Genomic DNA, 16,583 nt, shown 5'->3' with positions numbered 1-16,583 from the left:
ACTCTCACTTCACGGGGTACGACGGACAGGCACCATGCTACGCCCAGGTCACCCGTAGAGCCTGAGCGTGTCCTGTGCACTGGTCGTGAAAGAGTCGGTGAACTCTTCGGGGGTCACCACCTCGGCGTACGGCGCGAGGCGGAGCAGGAGCCGGTTGAGCCACCTGCGGTCCACGACGACGAGGTCGACCTCGGCGGTCCCGTCGGGGTCGATGCGCACGTCGCGGACCGGGTAGTACTCCGTCGCCCAGCGCGCCTCCGGGGCCAGCCGCAGCGTGGCGACGACCTGGTCGGGACCCTCGACATCGGCGAACAGGCCGTCGCTGAGGTCCCGCGGCGGCTGCGGGTCGGTGGCGGTCGGTGAGTCGAGGACCTCGAGCTTGGTGATCCGGTCCAGCCGGAACAGCCGCTCCCCCTCTGCCCGGTGGCACCAGGCGTCGAGATAGGAGAAGACGCCGTGCGTCACCACGCCGCGCGGGTCGACGACGCGCTCGGACTCCTCGTCGCGGGAGGGCACGTAGTAGGTCAGCCGCACCTGACGGCCCGCCTCGACGGCGTCGTTGAGCTCACGGGTCCGCTCCACGATCGCGACCTGCTCCGCGTCGCGCGGCGACGGCGTGACGGCGACGTGCGCGGCACCGGCGGTCGCCGCCGCACCCTCGAGCTTGTCGAGCACCCGGGCGACCAGGGCCCGGGTGTCACCGGTCGAGGTGTCGCGGAGCATGCGCAGCGCCACGATGATCGCCGAGGCCTCCGTGGCGCTGAGGCGCAGCGGTCGGTCGAGGTACTCCGCGTTCTCGACCCGGATGACGCCCTCGGTGATGACCCCGCCCTGCTCGGTCTGGATGGCGTCCAGGTCGACGTCGATCAGGTCGCCCGGGAGCCCGCCGGGCAGGCCGCACATGAAGAGCACCTTGAGGTCGCGCAGGACCTGGTCGGACGTCGTACCGAGCAGGCGGGCGGCCTCGTCGAGGCGCACCCCGTCGCGGTGGTGGAGGAACGGGACGAGCGTGAGCAGGCGGGCGACCTGGTCGCGGGCGCCGGAGGGGGGTGGGGTGGCGCGGCTCATCGGGTGCCTCGTGAGGTGCGTCGATGGGGCAGGAACTGCAGCGTGGGGGGATCAGAAGTTGCGGTTTGGGACCAAACCGCAACACTCACGACGCGCATCCGACGACCTCCGTCAACCGAGCGACGACCTGCGCCCGGACAGCGGCCGGCTCCAGGATCACCACGTCCGGCCCGTGCCCGAGGACGTCGTCAGCGAGACCCTGCGCCTGTCGGACCAGCTCGACGCGGTCCCAGCGGGTGCGCTCGTCCGGCCCCGGTACGCCGACCTCGACCCTGGTCGCGGACCGCCGGAAGCCGTGCCCGGCACCCTCACGCACGAGCAGCACGGCGTGCTCGGTGGCCGTCGGCGGGGCCAGCCGTCGCGCGATCGAGCGGACGTCGGTGTCCTCCGGGACGTCGTACGCACCCGGCGGGCCGACGAGGCGCACCTCGCCCTGGACGCGGGAGAGCCGGAAGACGCGCTCGTCGGCGCGGTCGCGGTCGTAGCCGACGAGATACCAGCGGCCGGCGTGGCGGACCACTCCCCACGGCTGGACGTGGCGCGTCAGAGGCGCGTCCGCGCCCGGGCGCTGGTAGTCGAACTCGATCTCGGTGCGTTCGCAGACGGCGAGCCAGCACTTCTCGAAGCCCGGCTCCTCCGCGGTGAGCAGCGGCTGGGCGATGTCGAGGGCGTCGAGGTCGACGTCGATGCCCGCCGCCGACAGCTTCCGTACGGCGTCCGAGGTCGCCTGGGCCATGGTGGCGTGCTGCCAGACCCGGGAGGCGAGGCCGACCACGGCGGCCTCCTCGGGAGTCAGCTCGACGTCGGGGAGGGCGAACGCCTCGGGCGGGATCCGGTAGCCGACCTCGTCCTCGAAGAGGGGATCGATGGTGGCCACGTCGACGGGTACGCCGAGGCTGCGCAGCTCGTCCTTGTCGCGCTCGAACATCTTCTCGAAGGCGTCCGGGCGCGAGTCCGGGTAGAGCAGCTCCCGGATGCGCTCCTTGGCGATCGGTCGCCGCTGCACGAGCAGCATGATGAGGAGATTCAGCAGCCGCTCGCTCTTGGGTGCGGGCATGGTTCCGATTCTGCCCTGTGACCGCTACTCCGAGGGGGTGGAGGACGGCGAGCCCGTGGCAGACCCGGAGGGCGAGCCCGACGGCGAGCCGGACGGCGAGGCGGTCTCGGACGGCTTCGGGGCCGGCTCGACGTCCGCGACGTCGAGGATGTCGACCACGAAGTAGAGCGTGGAGTTCGCCGGGATGTCCTTGCCCTGCGCCTTGTTGCCGTAGCCCAGCTTCGGCGGGATCTGCAGGAGCACGCGGCTGCCGACCGGCAGGCCGACGAGGCCCTGCGACCAGCCCTTCACGACCGATGCCGCATCGCCGCCGACGACGGCCTCGAGGCCGCGCCCGTCGCTGTAGCTCTCGTCGAAGGGCTTCTTCCCCTTCGGGATCTGGCCGAGGTAGCTGGCAAGGATCTTCTGGCCGCTCTTGACGACCGGGCCGGTGCCCTTGACCAGGGTGGCGACCTCGAGGTCGCCCGACGGGGCGGGGGCGCCCTTGAAGTCGAGGCTGGCGGGCACGCCGTCCTTCTCGACGATCTTCGGCGCCCAGGCCGGCGCCTTCTGGGCGGTGCCGGCCGGGCCGGCGAGCGCGGCGACGTCCGCGACGATCAGCAGGCCGTCCTCGTTGCCGATGTCCATCGAGGCCATGGCCTGCTGGACCGTCGAGTTGCCGATGTAGTCCTTGAGCAGCTTGTCGCTGCCGACGGTCACCGCGATCCGGGTACCGACGGTCGTGCCGGGCTTGATCTCGGAGACGAGCGACTGCGTCAGCAGGTCGGCGACGCTTTGCGGCTCGGCCTTGGCGCCGACCTTCACGAGCGAGCCCACGTTGTAGTCGTGGCCGTCGTCGACGTACGTCGAGTAGTTGACCTTGTGGGTGTAGCCGTTGGCGATCGTGAAGTTCAGCAGGACCACGTCGTCCTTGGCGACCTCGTCGCCATCGCCCTTGGCGATGACCTTGCTGGTCGCGTCGCCCGGGGCGAGGGTGCCCTTCCAGTCGATCTTGGGCGCCTCACCCACGTCGCCGCTGACCGAGACGGCGTCGAAGCCCTTCAGCTCCTCGTCGCTGCTGCCGCAGGCGGCCAGCGTGAGGGAGGCCGGCAGCAGCGCGGTGACGAGCAGGGTCGCGGGACGAGGCAGGCGCTTCAGCACGCGCAAACCTTACCCAGTCGGCCTGAGCCCGGGTGTCAGGTGGGCTACATGCCGTCGATCAGGCGCTGGACCCGCTCGTCGTACGCGCGGAACGGGTCCTTGCAGAGAACGGTGCGCTGCGCCTGGTCGTTGAGCTTGAGGTGCACCCAGTCGACCGTGAAGTCGCGCCGGCGCTCCTGCGCCTTGCGGATGAACTCGCCGCGCAGTCGGGCGCGGGTGTTCTGGGGCGGCACCGACTTCGCCTCGAAGATCTTGAGGTCGCTGGTCACCCGGGTGACGGCGCCACGCTTCTCCAGGAGGTAGTAGAGCCCGCGGTTGCGGTGGATGTCGTGGTAGGCGAGGTCGAGCTGGGCGATGCGGGGGTGGCTCATCGGCAGGCCGTGCTTCGCGCGGTAGCGGTCGATCAGCTTCCACTTGATGACCCAGTCGATCTCCCGGTCGACGAGGCCCAGGTCGTCGGACTCGACCGCCTTGAGCGTGCGCTCCCACAGGTCGAGCGAGCGCTCGATCACGGGAGTGGCGATGCCGCGGCGGTCCACGAAGTCGCGTGCCTTGGTGAGGTACTCGGCCTGGATGTCGAGCGCGCTCGCCTCGCGGCCGTTGGCCAGCCGGACCTTGCGCCTGCCGGTGACGTCGTGGGAGATCTCGCGGATCGCCCTGATCGGGTTCTCAATCGTGAGGTCGCGCATCACCACGCCCTCCTCGATCATCCGGAGCACCAGGTCGCACGACGCGACCTTGAGCATCGTGGTCGTCTCGCTCATGTTCGAGTCGCCGACGATGACGTGGAGGCGGCGGTACTTCTCGGCGTCGGCGTGCGGCTCGTCGCGCGTGTTGATGATCGGGCGGCTGCGGGTGGTGGCGCTGGAGACGCCCTCCCAGATGTGCTCCGCGCGCTGGCTGACGGCGTACGACGTGCCGCGCGGCGTCTGCGTCACCTTGCCTGCACCGACGATGACCTGCCGGGTGACGAGGAACGGGATCAGGACGTCGGCGAGGCGGCTGAACTCCCCTGCCCTGCTGACCAGGTAGTTCTCGTGGCAGCCGTAGGAGTTGCCGGCCGAGTCGGTGTTGTTCTTGAACAGGTAGATCTCGCCGGCGATGCCCTCGTCGTGCAGCCGCTGCTCGGCGTCGAGCAGGAGGCCCTCGAGGACCCGCTCCCCCGCCTTGTCGTGGGTGACCAGGTCGACGACGTCGTCGCACTCCGGGGTGGCGTACTCCGGGTGGCTGCCGACGTCGAGGTAGAGCCGGGCACCGTTGCGCAGGAAGACGTTGCTGCTGCGTCCCCAGCTGACGACCTTGCGGAACAGGTAGCGCGCGACCTCGTCGGGGCTGAGCCGGCGCTGGCCGCGGAACGTGCAGGTGACGCCGTACTCGTTCTCGATACCGAAGATGCGCCGGTCCATGTATGCACATTACTGGCCCGGGCGGCATCGGGTACCGGACGCGCATGAACAGCTCCGCGAACTTCGCGACCCGACCCGCCGACAGCATGCCGGTGTGGTTCACCCGCGCACGCCCGGGGCCGTTCCCGCCCCCGCCCGGACGGTCGGTGTGTGACGTCGCGGTCGTCGGCGCAGGTGTGGCTGGGCTGCTCACCGCCCTGCTCCTGGCTCGGGCCGGACGGTCGGTCGTGGTGCTGGAGGCGCGCCGTGTCGGCGACGGGACGTCGGGGCACACGACCGGGAAGGTGAGCCTCCTGCAGGGCACCAAGCTCAGCCGGGTGCTGCGGTCCAACCCGCCGTCGGCGGCGCGAAGGTACGTCGAGGCGGGGCGCGAGGGCCAGGCGTGGCTGCGGCGGTACTGCGACGACCACGGACTGCTGGCCGAGAGTCGCCATGCGACGACGTACGCCGGCACCCGCGTCGGCGAGGTCCGGGCGCGGGCCGAACTGCTGGCCGCCCGTACGGCGGGGCTGCCGGTCGAGTGGACCAGCTCGGTCGAGCTCCCCTACGAGGTGCGCGGCGCCGTACGACTCGAGGACCAGTTCCAGGTCGACGCCATGGAGCTGCTCGCGGCCTTGACGGCCGACGTCGTCGCGGCCGGCGCCGGACTCCACGAGGGGGCGCGGGTGGCCACGGTGGTCCGCGACGGGGACGGGGTGACCCTGACGACGGACGCCGGCGCCGTGGTGGACGCCGGGCGGGTGGTGCTCGCGACGAACCAGCCGATCCTCGACCGCGGAGCGTTCTTCGCGCGCCTCCAGCCGCAGCGTTCGTACGCCGCCACGCTCACGTCGTCATGGCAGCCGGCCGGGATGCACCTGTCGGCCGACCACGCCGTCCGCTCGGTGCGGTCGGTCAGCGGCGCCGACGGAGAGGAGCTGCTGATGGTCGGCGGCTCGGGCCACGTCACCGGCCGCAGCACCCCGGAGCGGCACGTCGAACGGCTCCTGCAGTGGGCGGAGCACTGCTTCCCCGGCAGCGAGGTGCGGCACGTCTGGTCCGCCCAGGACCAGTCGCCCGTCACCGCGCTCCCCTACGTCGGCCCGCTCCTCCCCGGCGACCACCGCATCCAGGTCGTCACGGGCTTCGACAAGTGGGGGCTCAGCACCGCGCCCGCAGCGGCACTCGTGCTCGCGGCCGACATCCTCGGCGGCGCGGTACCGTCGTGGGGATCGGCGCTGCGCAGCTGGACGCCCCGCGAGGTGCTCGCCGCCGGCCGCGCCGCGCTGATCAACGCGGAGGTCGGCTGGCAGCTGGCCTGCGGGTACGCCGCCCGCCCGTTCCGTGACGACGCACCCCGCTGCACCCACCTCGGTGGGGTGCTGTCGTGGAACGGCGCCGATCAGTCGTGGGACTGCCCGCTGCACGGGTCGCGGTTCGGGGTGGATGGGGGTGTTCTGGAGGGGCCGGCGACGCGGTCGCTCGAGCCCTGAGTGCTGCGGTTCGGGCCGAACCGCAGCAATCCCAACCCGCTACAGCGGCGGCGCCACCGGCGGCTCGCCCGAACCGTTCCCACCGTTGTCGCCGGATGCCGGCGTGGGCGGGAGGTCGGTGGGCGTCTCGGAGGTGTGTGCCGCGGGGGCGGTCTCGGCCGGTCCCCGCTCGCCCAGCAGCTCCGCCAGCCGCGCCGGGAGGATCCGGCGGAACTTGCGGGGCTGGATGCGGGTGCGGTCGAGCACCGCGACCTCGAGGTCCTCGACCGGGATCACCCGGTCCTGGACCTGCCCACCGTCGGCGCTGTGCCCCAGGGCGGCCACCGCGACCTTGAGCGCGGAGGCGAGGTCGGCCCCCTCCGCGTAGTTGTCCCGGAGGTACGACGACACCGTCTCCGCGTCGCCGCCCATCACCGCGTAGCCGTGCTCGTCGGCGACACGGCCCTCGTAGGTGAGCCGGTAGATCTGGTCGTCGGCGGCGCTCTCGCCGATCTCGGCGACGAAGATCTCGACTTCGTAGGGCTTCTCGCCGCCCGAGGAGAAGATGGTGCCGAGGGTCTGGGCGTAGGCGTTGGCGAGGCCGCGGCCGGTCACGTCGCGACGGTCGTAGGCGTAGCCGCGCATGTCGGCGAGGCGGACCCCGGCGATGCGGAGGTTCTCGAACTCGTTGTAGCGGCCGACCGCGGCGAAGGCGAGGCGGTCGTAGAGCTCGGACACCTTGTGCAGCGCCTGCGAGGGGTTCTCGGTGACGAGGAGCACGCCGTCGGCGTACTGGACGGCTGCGAGGGACCGGCCGCGGGCGATGCCCTTGCGGGCGAAGTCGGCCCGGTCCTTCATCAGCTGCTCGGGCGAGACGTAGAACGGGGTGCTCATGCCTGGGCCTCCTCTCCGCCGCCGGGAAGCGGGGCCACCGGTCCGTCGGGCCTCACCATCCGGGCTCCGACGAGCTGGTCGGCGAGCGCGGACAGCGTCTCCTCGGGCAGGCGCAGGACGCCGTCGGCGGTGACCACCCACACGACCGGGAAGATCCGGCGGGTGAGGTCGGGTCCGCCGGTCGCGGAGTCGTCGTCCGCGGCGTCGTACAGGGCCTGGAGGCACACACGCACGGCGTCGTCCTGGCTGAGGTCGTCGCGGTAGAGCTTCTTCAGCGCACCGCGGGCGAAGAGGGACCCGGAGCCGACCGTGAAGAAGGACGCCTCCTCGTGGCGGCCGCCGGTCACGTCGTAGCCGAAGATCCGGCCGACGCCGCGGTCGAGGTCGTAGCCCGCGAACATCGGCACGACGGCGAGGCCCTGCATCGCCATCCCCAGGTTGGCGCGGATCAGCGCGGAGAGGCGGTTGGCCTTGCCGTCGAGGGACAGGATCGTGCCCTCGATCTTCTCGTAGTGCTCGAGCTCGACCTGGAAGAGGCGGACCATCTCGACGGCGAGCCCGGCCGTGCCGGCGATGCCGACCACGGAGTACTCGTCGGCCGGGAAGACCTTCTCGATGTCGCGCTGGGCGATCACGTTGCCCATCGTCGCGCGGCGGTCGCCCGCCATCACCAGGCCACCCGGGAAGGTGGCGGCGACGATGGTGGTGCCGTGTGGGGCGAGCTCGGCCGCGCTGCCCGCAGGGAGCGAGCGGCGCGCCGGGAGCAGGTCAGGGGCGTTCTCGGCGATGAAGTCGCTGAACGAGGAGGTGCCCGGGCGCAGGAACGCACCCGGGATGCGCGCGTCGTTCATGGGCGACTACTCGCCGCCCTTCTGGATGAACGACTTCACGAAGTCCTCGGCGTTGGACTCGAGGACGTCGTCGATCTCGTCGAGGATCGCGTCGACGTCCTCGTCGAGCCCTTCCTTGCGCTCGGCGACGTCGGACTCGGTGACGGCCTCGGTCGTCTCCTCGGTCTCCTCCGCCTTGCGCGGCTGCTTCTGCTCCTGGGCCATGACGCAACCCTATCCACTTGCTGGCTGTGCGCGAGTGACTTGTCAGGTCACGGTTTGGCCATCGGTACGACGACCGGCCGATCGGCCACCACTCAGCGGCTGAGCGCCCGGACCAGCTGCTCGGCGGTCTCGCACGAGTCGATCAGCTCGCCGACGTGCTTCTTCGTACCGCGCAGGGGGTCGATGGTCGGCACCCGTTGCAGCGACTCGCGGCCGGGAAGGTCGAAGATCACCGAGTCCCACGACGCGGCGGCGATGTCGGTGGCGTACTTCTCGAGGCAGCGGCCGCGGAAGTAGGCCCGCGTCTCCGTCGGCGGGTTCGTCATCGCCGACTCGACGTCGTCGTCGGTGAGGAGCCGCTGGATCCGGCCGGCCTTGACCAGGCGGTGGTAGAGGCCCTTCTCCGGCCGGATGTCGGAGTACTGGTAGTCGATGAGCTGCAGCTTCGCGTCGTCCCACGCGAGCCCGTCGCGCGAGCGGTACTGCTCGATCAGCTTCAGCTTCGCGACCCAGTCGAGCTGGTCGGCGAGCGACATCGGGTCGGACTCCAGCCGGTTCAGCACGTCCTCCCACCGGGCGAGGACGTCGACGGTCTGCGGGTCCGCATCGGAGCCATAGCGGTCCTCGACGTACTTCTTCGCGAGGTCGAGGTACTCCAGCTGCAGCTGGATCCCCGTCAGGTGCCGACCGTCGGCAAGGGTCACCTCGTGGCGCAGCGTCGGGTCGTGGGACACCGCGCGCAGCGAGGCGACCGGCAGGTCGACGGTGAGGTCGCGGGAGATGAACCGGTCCTCGATCATCGCCAGCACCAGCGAGGTGGTGCCGACCTTGAGGTAGGTCGCGATCTCGGCGAGGTTGGCGTCGCCGATGATCACGTGCAACCGGCGGTACTTCTCGGGGTCGGCGTGCGGCTCGTCGCGCGTGTTGATGATCGGTCGCTTGAGGGTGGTCTCGAGGCCCACCTCGACCTCGAAGAAGTCGGCGCGCTGGCTGATCTGGAAGCCCTGGCCGCGCCCGTCCTGGCCCTTGCCGACACGTCCGGCGCCGCAGAAGACCTGCCGGCTCACGAAGAACGGGGTGAGGTGCTTGACGATGTCGGCGAACGGCGTCGAGCGCCGCATCAGGTAGTTCTCGTGGGCGCCGTACGACGCACCCTTGTTGTCGGTGTTGTTCTTGTAGAGCACGATCCCGGGGTTGCCGGGCAGGTTCTGCGCCAGACGGGCGGCGTCGAGCATCACCTGCTCCCCCGCCTTGTCCCACCGCACGACGTCGAGTGGCGAGACCACCTCCGGCGTGGAGTACTCCGGGTGCGCGTGGTCGACGTAGAGCCGGGCACCGTTCGTGAGGATGACATTGGCCAGGCCGAGGTCTTCGTCGGTCAGCTGCGACGGGTCGGCTATCTGGCGCGACATGTCGAAGCCGCGGGCGTCGCGCAGCGGCGACTCCTCCTCGAAGTCCCACCGGGCACGCCGGGCACGCACGGTGGCGGTGGCGTACGCGTTGACGACCTGGGACGAGGCGACCATCGGGTTCGCGGTCGGCTGCCCCTGCACCGAGATGCCGTACTCGACCTCGGTGCCCATCACTCGGCGCACGCTCATGACTCCAGCCTACGGCGCAGGGCACGCGCCGCGCTGCTGCCCGTCCGGACGGGCAGCAGCGATCGGGCGGATGCCGGTGCCCCGCGCGGGTAGTGCAGGACGAGGAGGAGCGATGACGGCCACGGGGGAAGCCGCGGGGCGGGCGGCACGGGAGGTCCGCGACCATCCGGTGCTGGACCGGATGGCCCGCATCGGCCTGGTCGTGTACGGCGTCGTCTACGTCCTCATCGGATGGCTCGCCGCCGAGGCCGGCCTCGGCCACCCGTCCGGCTCCGCGTCCGGTTCCGGGGCGCTGGAGGAGATCGCGCAGAAGCCGCTCGGCTCGGCCCTGCTGTGGCTCGTCGCCGGCGGACTGGCTGCCCTGGTGGTCTGGCAGGTCTGCCAGGCGATCGGCGGACACCGCGACGACGACGGCGCCAAGCGCTGGCTCGCCCGGCTCGGCTCCGCCGGCCGCGCCGTCGTACTCGGGGTGCTGTCCGCTCTGGCCGTCCGGACCGCGCTGGGCGACGGTGGTGGCGGAGGAGGGGGTACGACGGGCTCCCTGTTGCGGCTCCCGTTCGGGACCCTCCTCGTGCTGGCTGCGGCGGCCGTCGTCATGGCCGTCGCAGTCACCAGCGCCTGGCGCGGGCTGACCGACCGCTGGCGCAAGGACGTCGAGGTCGAGGGACGCACGGGAGACGTGGGTCGGGTGGTCCAGGTGCTCGCCCGCGCTGGACACCTGAGCCGCGCCGCGGCGTTCGGCGTGATCGCCGTGCTCGTCGGCCGCGCGGCCCTCGAGCACGACTCGCAGCAGAAGGCCGGGCTCGACCAGGCCATCGTCCGGTTCCGCGACGAGCCGCTGGGGCCGTGGCTGATCGTGGTCGTGGCCGTCGGCCTGGCCTGCTACGGCGCGTACCAGCTCGTCCGGGCGTGGTACCTGCGCAGCTCCTGAGGCCGACCCGGCGTGCAGGGATCACGCCACGTCGCCGGGTACGACGACGCCCCGGCACGGAACCGTGCCGGGGCGTGCTGTCAGGGGTGCGTCAGCGGGACTTCGCGACCTTGACCGCGGCGGTGACGCCGAGCGCGACGAGGACGACGAGGGCGAGCTTCTTGACCACAGGGGGCTCCTTCGGGAGTTGTCGATTGCTTGCTGGCCCAGCCTCTCAGGCCGGACCAAGGATTGTCAGAGGTACTGGCCCGTGTCGGACACGGTGTCGATCGACCGGCCCGGCTCGGTGCCCTGCTTGCCGGTGATGAGCGTGCGGATGAAGACGATCCGCTCGCCCTTCTTGCCGGAGATCCGCGCCCAGTCGTCGGGGTTGGTCGTGTTGGGCAGGTCCTCGTTCTCCTTGAACTCGTCGACGCAGGCCTGGAGCAGGTGGGAGACCCGCAGGCCCTTCTGGTCGTGGTCGAGGAAGTCCTTGATGGCCATCTTCTTCGCCCGGTCGACGATGTTCTGGATCATGGCGCCGGAGTTGAAGTCCTTGAAGTACAGGACCTCCTTGTCGCCGTTGGCATAGGTCACCTCGAGGAAGCGGTTCTCCTCGGTCTCGGTGTACATCCGCTCGACGGTCGCCTGGATCATGCCGGCGACGGCGGCCTGCTTGTCGCCGCCGAACTCGGCGACGTCCTCGGTGTGCAGCGGCAGCGACGGCGTGAGGTACTTGCTGAAGATGTCACGCGCCGACTCCGCGTCCGGGCGCTCGATCTTGATCTTCACGTCGAGTCGGCCCGGGCGCAGGATGGCCGGGTCGATCATGTCCTCGCGGTTGGACGCACCGATCACGAGGACGTTCTCCAGCGTCTCGACGCCGTCGATCTCGCTGAGCAGCTGCGGGACGATGGTGTTCTCGACGTCGGAGGAGACCCCCGAGCCGCGGGTGCGGAACAGGGAGTCCATCTCGTCGAAGAACACGATGACCGGCGTACCCTGCGACGCCTTCTCGCGGGCCCGCTGGAAGACCAGCCGGATGTGCCGCTCGGTCTCGCCGACGTACTTGTTGAGCAGCTCGGGGCCCTTGATGTTGAGGAAGTACGACTTCCCCTCGGCGCCCGTCTTCGCGGCGACCTTCTTGGCCAGCGAGTTGGCGACGGCCTTGGCGATCAGGGTCTTGCCGCAGCCGGGCGGGCCATAGAGCAGGATGCCCTTCGGCGGCTTCAGCTCGTGCTCGGCGAACAGCTCCGGGTAGAGATAGGGCAGCTCGACGGCGTCCTGGATCATCTCGATCTGGTTGCCGAGACCGCCGATGGTCTCGTAGGTGATGTCGGGGACCTCCTCGAGGACGAGCTCCTCGACCTCCGACTTCGGGACCTTCTCGTAGACGTAGCCGGCCCGGGAGTCGAGCAGCAGCGAGTCGCCGGCCCGCAGGGTCTCGTCGAGCAGCGGCTCGGCGAGCTTGACCACCCGCTCCTCGTCGGCGTTGGCGATGACCAGGACGCGCTCGCCGTCGGCGAGCACCTCCTTCAGCATCACGACCTCGCCGACCGTCTCGTAGTCGAAGGCGGCGACGACGTTGAGCGCCTCGTTGAGCATGACCTCCTGGCCGCGGCGCAGCGTGTCGAGGTCGACCGCGGGGCTCACCGTCACCCGGAGCTTGCGGCCCCCGGTGAACACGTCGACCGAGTCGTCCTCGTTGCGCTGGAGGAAGGTGCCGAACCCGGCCGGCGGCTGGGCAAGGCGGTCGACCTCCTCCTTGAGCTTCATGATCTGGTCACGCGCGTCGCGCAACGTGCTCGCGAGCCGCTCGTTCTGCGCGGTCACCGCAGCCAGCGAACGCTGCGCGTCCGCGAGCCGCATCTCGAGGGATCGTCCGGCGCCTCCCGGTGCGTCGACCGCCCGGCGGCGCAGGTCGCGGACCTCGTCCTCGAGGTAGCGCACCTGCTCCTCCAGCTCCTCGCGACTCGGAGAGCGGTGGCTACCCGTGCCTTCACCCATGCTCGTCATGTGGCACACCTCCTGTCACGACCCTACTCGCGGGCGTGTTGCACGGAAGTGCTTCGCCACGCTTTCGATGCAACGTTTCGGTTGCGGTGTGCGAGGTCGCGGCCGGTGCCGGGGGTGTCGCGGGGAGTCGTCGGTGGGGCACGAACTGCAGGTGGCCGGCCCGGATCGTTGCGGTTTGGGACCAAACCGCAACACTCCGCGGCGGTCAGTCCTCGGCCGGAGCCTCCGGCACCCCGGGCGGCCGCGGACCCGCGTAGTCCGGTCCGTACGCCCCCGGCGCCGGGCGGCGCTTCTTGATCGGCGCCCGCTCCCCCGGCGCCATCCGCCGGGCGGTGACCAGGAACGCCGTGTGCCCGATCATCTTGTGGCCGGGCCGCACGGCCAGGCCCTCGACGTGCCAGTCGCGGACGAGGGACTCCCACGGCGCGGGCTCGGTGAACCCGCCGTGGACCCGCACGGCCTCGACGAACTTGGACAGCTGGGTCGTGGTGGCGACGTACGCGCAGACGATGCCGCCGGGCAGCAGGGCGTCGGCGGCCGCGTCGAGGCAGTCCCACGGCGCGAGCATGTCGAGGATGATCCGGTCGCACCGCTCGCCGGAGGCCGGCAGCGCCTCGGCCAGGTCGCCGAGCGTGAGCTGCCAGGCCGGGTGGTCGCCGCCGAAGAACTGGGTGACGTTGCGGCGGGCGACGTCGGCGAACTCCTCGCGGCGCTCGTACGACGACACCTTGCCGTGTGGCCCGACGGCCCTGAGCAGGGAGCAGGTCAGCGCACCGGAGCCGACGCCGGCCTCGACGACGTGGGCACCGGGGAAGATGTCGGCCATCGCGATGATCTGCGCGGAGTCCTTCGGGTAGACGACCGCCGCGCCGCGGGGCATCGACACGACGTACTCCGAGAGAAGCGGCCGGAAGACGAGGTACTCGCCGCCCACCGAGGAGGTGATCGTGAAGCCCTCCTCGCGACCGATCAGGTCGTCGTGCTCGAGGTGGCCCTTGTTGGAGAAGAAGCGCTTGCCGGGCTCGAGGGCGAAATTGTGCCGCCGGCCCTTGCCGTCCAGCAGTCGCACCCACTCCCCTGCGCGCAGCGGGCCGCGGTGCACGCCGGACCAGGCGTCCTCGGGTACGTCGGGAGTTGCGTCGTTCACCGGCGCAATCTATCGGTTGCGCATCGCCCGGACGATGTCGGCCGTCGCGAGCACGCCGTGGACGCTGCCGTCCTCGGCGAGCAGGACGTACTCCGACGCCGGAGTACGCCGCAGCGCCGCGAGCAGGTCCTCGCCCGTGATCCCCACCGGCAGGGCGCGGCCGCCGACGAGGCTGCGGGCGACGGTCGACACGGCCAGCCAGGGCATCCGCTCCTCGGGGACCGCGCGCACCGCCTCGTCGGAGACGACGCCGACCGGCCGTCCGTCCGACGTCGTGGTGACGATGCCGGTGGTGCTGCCGGGGACGGAGGCGGCGCCGGCACGTCGTACGGCCTCGGCCAGGGGCAGGTCCTCGGGAACGGTGATGGCGGGTCGGGCGAGCTCGCGCGCCACGACGCCGGACAGGCCCCGGACCACGCCGGCGGCGGCGATCGCCTGGCTCGCGCCGGTCCAGAGGAACATCGCGACGATGACGAGGACGACCGAGTTGACGACCGTGCCGTCGCGACTGCTGAGGAACGCCCAGACGACGACGGCGACCGCCGTGACCCGGCCGCCCCAGCCGGCGACCACGGTGCCGACGTAGACCTTGCCCGTGAGCGCCCACACGCCGGCCTTGAGCACCCGGCCGCCGTCGAGCGGGAGCCCGGGGACCAGGTTGAGCACACCGATGACCAGGTTGGAGCCGGCCAGGCCCTCGACGACCAGCAGGAGCAGGCCCTGCTCCTCGGGAATGGCGAACCAGAGGGCGACCGCCACGGCACCGACCGCCAGGGACGTGATCGGGCCGACCACCGCGATCCAGAACTCCTGCCGGGGTCGGCGGGCCTCGCCGTCGATCGTCGTGGCGCCGCCCAGGAAGTGCAGGGTGATCGCCTCGACGGTGAAGCCGAAGCGCCGTGCGACCAGCGCGTGCGAGGCCTCGTGGAGCAGGATCGCGAGGTAGAGCGCCATCGCGAAGGCGACCCCGACGACGTACTTCCAGGCGCCGAGCCCGGGCTGGACCTGGTCGACGCGCGGTCCCATGATCCAGGCGATCAGCGCGGCGACGAAGAACCACGAGGTCGAGACGAGCACGTCGCTGCCCGCGATCCGGCCGATGCGGACCATGCCGCGGGGCACGGGTGGCCGCTGGGGCGCGGGCGACGGGGAGGACACACGGCGAGGCTATCCGGGCCCCGGCTGTCCGGTGGCGCGTGGGCAGGACCGGAATGTCGGAGGGCTGGCCTACTGTCGTGACATGACCACCTCACCAGCACCCGCCGGCGTCGAGCCGGCCGACCCGGCCGAGCGCGGTGGCACCCGCGTCGACGGCGTCGAGGTGCTGGGCGCGTTGTCCCCGTCCCGGGTCGGCGACTTCCTCAACTGCCCGCTGCTCTACCGCTTCCGCAGCATCGACCGGCTCCCCGAGCCGCCGTCGCCCGCCGCGGTCCGCGGCACGGTGGTGCACCGTGTGCTGGAGCAGCTCTTCGACCTGCCGGCGGCCGAGCGCACCCCGGAGCAGGCCGACACGATGCTGGCGCCGGCCTGGGCGGAGCTGCAGGCGATCGAGCCGGCCGTCAGCTCGATGTTCCCGGCCGACGGTCCCGAGATCGTCGCCTGGCTGGCGTCGTGCAGCGAGGTGCTCGCACGCTACTTCGCCCTCGAGGACCCGCGCCGGCTCGAGCCCGCCGAGCGCGAGCTCTACGTGGAGACGCTGACCGAGAGCAAGCTGCTGCTGCGCGGGGTGATCGACCGGGTCGACATCGCTGCCGACGGCGCGATCCGCGTGGTCGACTACAAGACGGGCAACTCGCCCGTCGAGATGTTCGAGGGCAAGGCCCTGTTCCAGCTCAAGTTCTACGCGCTCGTGCTGTGGCGGATGCGCGGCGTGGTGCCGAAGATGGTCCAGCTGGTCTACCTCGGCAACAGCGAGGTGCTGCGCTACGAGCCAGATGAGCAGGACCTGCTCGCGACCGAGCGCAAGGTGCTCGCGGTGTGGGACGCCATCCGGGCGGCGACCGAGAGGCGGCAGTTCGAGCCGCGCAAGGGTGCCGGGTGCGCGTGGTGCGCCCACCAGGCCATCTGCCCGGCGTGGGGTGGCGAGGCCCCGCCGTACCCGGTCCCCGAGGTCAGAGAGCCCCCAGCTCCTCCGGACTGAGGCCCTCGAGCGACTCCCGGAACACCCGGTTCGGCCCGTCCGGCACCGGCACGTGGTTCGGTACGACGAGCACGCGACAGCCGGCGGCCTCCGCGGAGCGGGCTCCTGTCGGTGAGTCCTCGATGGCCACGCAGTCCGCCGGGTCGACGCCCAGCGCCGCAGCGGCCGTCAGGTAGGCCTCGGGATGCGGCTTGCCCTCGCTCACCATGTCGCCGGTCACGATCACCCGGAAGGTCTCCGGCGGCAGGTGCTCGAGGATCGGCGCCACGAAGCGCTGGTAGGACATCGTGACCAGGCCGCACGGCACCCCGGCCGCGTGCAGCGCCAGCAGCAGCTCGCGGGAGCCGGCACACCACGGCACCGAGTGACGGACCTGGGCGACGACGCCGTCGAGGAGCATCTCGACGACCTCCTCGGGCGACTGGTCCAGGCCGAGCTTGGTCTTGAGGTACGCACCCGACACGAGCAGGTCGTTGCCCACGAGGCTCATCGCGTCCTCGTGGGTCCAGGTGCCGCCGTACTGCTCGGCGATGGCGGTCTCGGTGGCCATCCAGTAGGGCTCGGTGTCGACGAGGGTTCCGTCCATGTCCCACAGGACCGCGGCAGGCTTCACGAAGGGATCCTTTCACGCCTCGCTCGTCGGTCCGCCAGGAGCCACGAGGGCCTCGGCCCCAGATGGAACCGAGGCCCTCGCCGCG

At 71.2% G+C, this 16,583-nt stretch carries 15 protein-coding genes; 3 read left to right on the top strand and 12 right to left on the bottom strand.

All coding sequences use genetic code 11. The features are described from left to right. Window positions 1-48 precede the first annotated feature (48 nt). The 4 genes from AC2YHB_RS06965 to pafA form a co-directional block, all read right to left on the bottom strand. Window positions 49-1,068, bottom strand: a complete 1,020-nt coding sequence (locus tag AC2YHB_RS06965; RefSeq protein WP_179651294.1) for a helix-turn-helix transcriptional regulator — start codon at window positions 1,066-1,068, stop codon at window positions 49-51. A gap of 85 nt (window positions 1,069-1,153) precedes the next feature. Next, the gene (locus tag AC2YHB_RS06960) at window positions 1,154-2,125 is read right to left on the bottom strand and encodes a helix-turn-helix transcriptional regulator (protein WP_036545740.1); all 972 of its coding nucleotides are present in this window, start codon (window positions 2,123-2,125) and stop codon (window positions 1,154-1,156) included. A 24-nt stretch (window positions 2,126-2,149) separates the two neighbouring features. After that, window positions 2,150-3,265, bottom strand: a complete 1,116-nt coding sequence (locus AC2YHB_RS06955) for an FKBP-type peptidyl-prolyl cis-trans isomerase (RefSeq protein ID WP_179651296.1) — start codon at window positions 3,263-3,265, stop codon at window positions 2,150-2,152. Window positions 3,266-3,309: 44 nt separating this feature from the next. Further along, window positions 3,310-4,671 carry a Pup--protein ligase gene (pafA, locus tag AC2YHB_RS06950; protein ID WP_487353694.1) on the bottom strand — a complete coding sequence of 454 codons (1,362 nt, stop codon included), beginning with the start codon at window positions 4,669-4,671 and terminating at the stop codon, window positions 3,310-3,312. Between the two features lie 44 nt (window positions 4,672-4,715). Between pafA and AC2YHB_RS06945 the strand changes: the two genes are divergently transcribed. After that, window positions 4,716-6,143, top strand: a complete 1,428-nt coding sequence (locus AC2YHB_RS06945; protein WP_487353693.1) for an FAD-dependent oxidoreductase — start codon at window positions 4,716-4,718, stop codon at window positions 6,141-6,143. Between the two features lie 39 nt (window positions 6,144-6,182). On the opposite strand, the gene prcA is transcribed toward AC2YHB_RS06945, so the two are convergent. From prcA to dop, 4 genes are all read right to left on the bottom strand, one after another. Continuing rightward, window positions 6,183-7,016 carry a proteasome subunit alpha gene (prcA, locus tag AC2YHB_RS06940; RefSeq protein ID WP_179651300.1) on the bottom strand — a complete coding sequence of 278 codons (834 nt, stop codon included), beginning with the start codon at window positions 7,014-7,016 and terminating at the stop codon, window positions 6,183-6,185. After that, a complete protein-coding gene (gene prcB, locus AC2YHB_RS06935) occupies window positions 7,013-7,867 on the bottom strand; it encodes a proteasome subunit beta (RefSeq protein WP_036545746.1) in 855 nt (284 codons plus the stop codon). The genes prcA and prcB overlap by 4 nt, the downstream gene beginning before the upstream one ends. A 6-nt stretch (window positions 7,868-7,873) precedes the next feature. After that, the gene (locus AC2YHB_RS06930; RefSeq protein ID WP_036545748.1) at window positions 7,874-8,071 is read right to left on the bottom strand and encodes a ubiquitin-like protein Pup; all 198 of its coding nucleotides are present in this window, start codon (window positions 8,069-8,071) and stop codon (window positions 7,874-7,876) included. A 92-nt stretch (window positions 8,072-8,163) separates the two neighbouring features. Continuing rightward, window positions 8,164-9,672, bottom strand: a complete 1,509-nt coding sequence (gene dop, locus AC2YHB_RS06925) for a depupylase/deamidase Dop (protein ID WP_179651302.1) — start codon at window positions 9,670-9,672, stop codon at window positions 8,164-8,166. Between the two features lie 112 nt (window positions 9,673-9,784). Here dop and AC2YHB_RS06920 point away from each other — a divergent pair, with 112 nt between their 5' ends. Next, on the top strand, window positions 9,785-10,603 hold the full coding sequence (locus AC2YHB_RS06920; protein WP_179651304.1) for a DUF1206 domain-containing protein: 819 nt from the start codon (window positions 9,785-9,787) through the stop codon (window positions 10,601-10,603). 234 nt (window positions 10,604-10,837) lie between these two features. Here AC2YHB_RS06920 and arc read toward each other — a convergent pair whose 3' ends face one another. From arc to AC2YHB_RS06905, 3 genes are all read right to left on the bottom strand, one after another. Further along, window positions 10,838-12,598, bottom strand: coding sequence for a proteasome ATPase (gene arc, locus AC2YHB_RS06915; RefSeq protein ID WP_051932283.1), 1,761 nt, complete (start codon window positions 12,596-12,598; stop codon window positions 10,838-10,840). Window positions 12,599-12,803: 205 nt separating this feature from the next. Beyond that, window positions 12,804-13,745 (bottom strand): tRNA (adenine-N1)-methyltransferase, encoded by a 942-nt coding sequence (locus tag AC2YHB_RS06910; protein WP_277987704.1) that lies wholly within the window; start codon window positions 13,743-13,745, stop codon window positions 12,804-12,806. Window positions 13,746-13,754: 9 nt separating this feature from the next. Beyond that, window positions 13,755-14,903 carry a site-2 protease family protein gene (locus AC2YHB_RS06905; protein ID WP_308645675.1) on the bottom strand — a complete coding sequence of 383 codons (1,149 nt, stop codon included), beginning with the start codon at window positions 14,901-14,903 and terminating at the stop codon, window positions 13,755-13,757. An 82-nt stretch (window positions 14,904-14,985) separates the two neighbouring features. On the opposite strand from AC2YHB_RS06905, the gene AC2YHB_RS06900 reads away from it, so the two are divergent. Then, a complete protein-coding gene (locus AC2YHB_RS06900) occupies window positions 14,986-15,885 on the top strand; it encodes a RecB family exonuclease (protein WP_179651306.1) in 900 nt (299 codons plus the stop codon). Here the strand turns inward: AC2YHB_RS06900 and AC2YHB_RS06895 are convergent. Then, window positions 15,857-16,498 carry an HAD family hydrolase gene (locus AC2YHB_RS06895; protein WP_308645676.1) on the bottom strand — a complete coding sequence of 214 codons (642 nt, stop codon included), beginning with the start codon at window positions 16,496-16,498 and terminating at the stop codon, window positions 15,857-15,859. The genes AC2YHB_RS06900 and AC2YHB_RS06895 overlap by 29 nt on opposite strands. Between the last annotated feature and the right edge of the window lie 85 nt (window positions 16,499-16,583).

Source organism: Nocardioides sp. SRI_004, assembly GCF_057586415.1.
The sequence above is the reverse complement of the archived record's forward strand: the minus strand, read 5'-3'. Positions and strand labels throughout refer to the sequence as shown.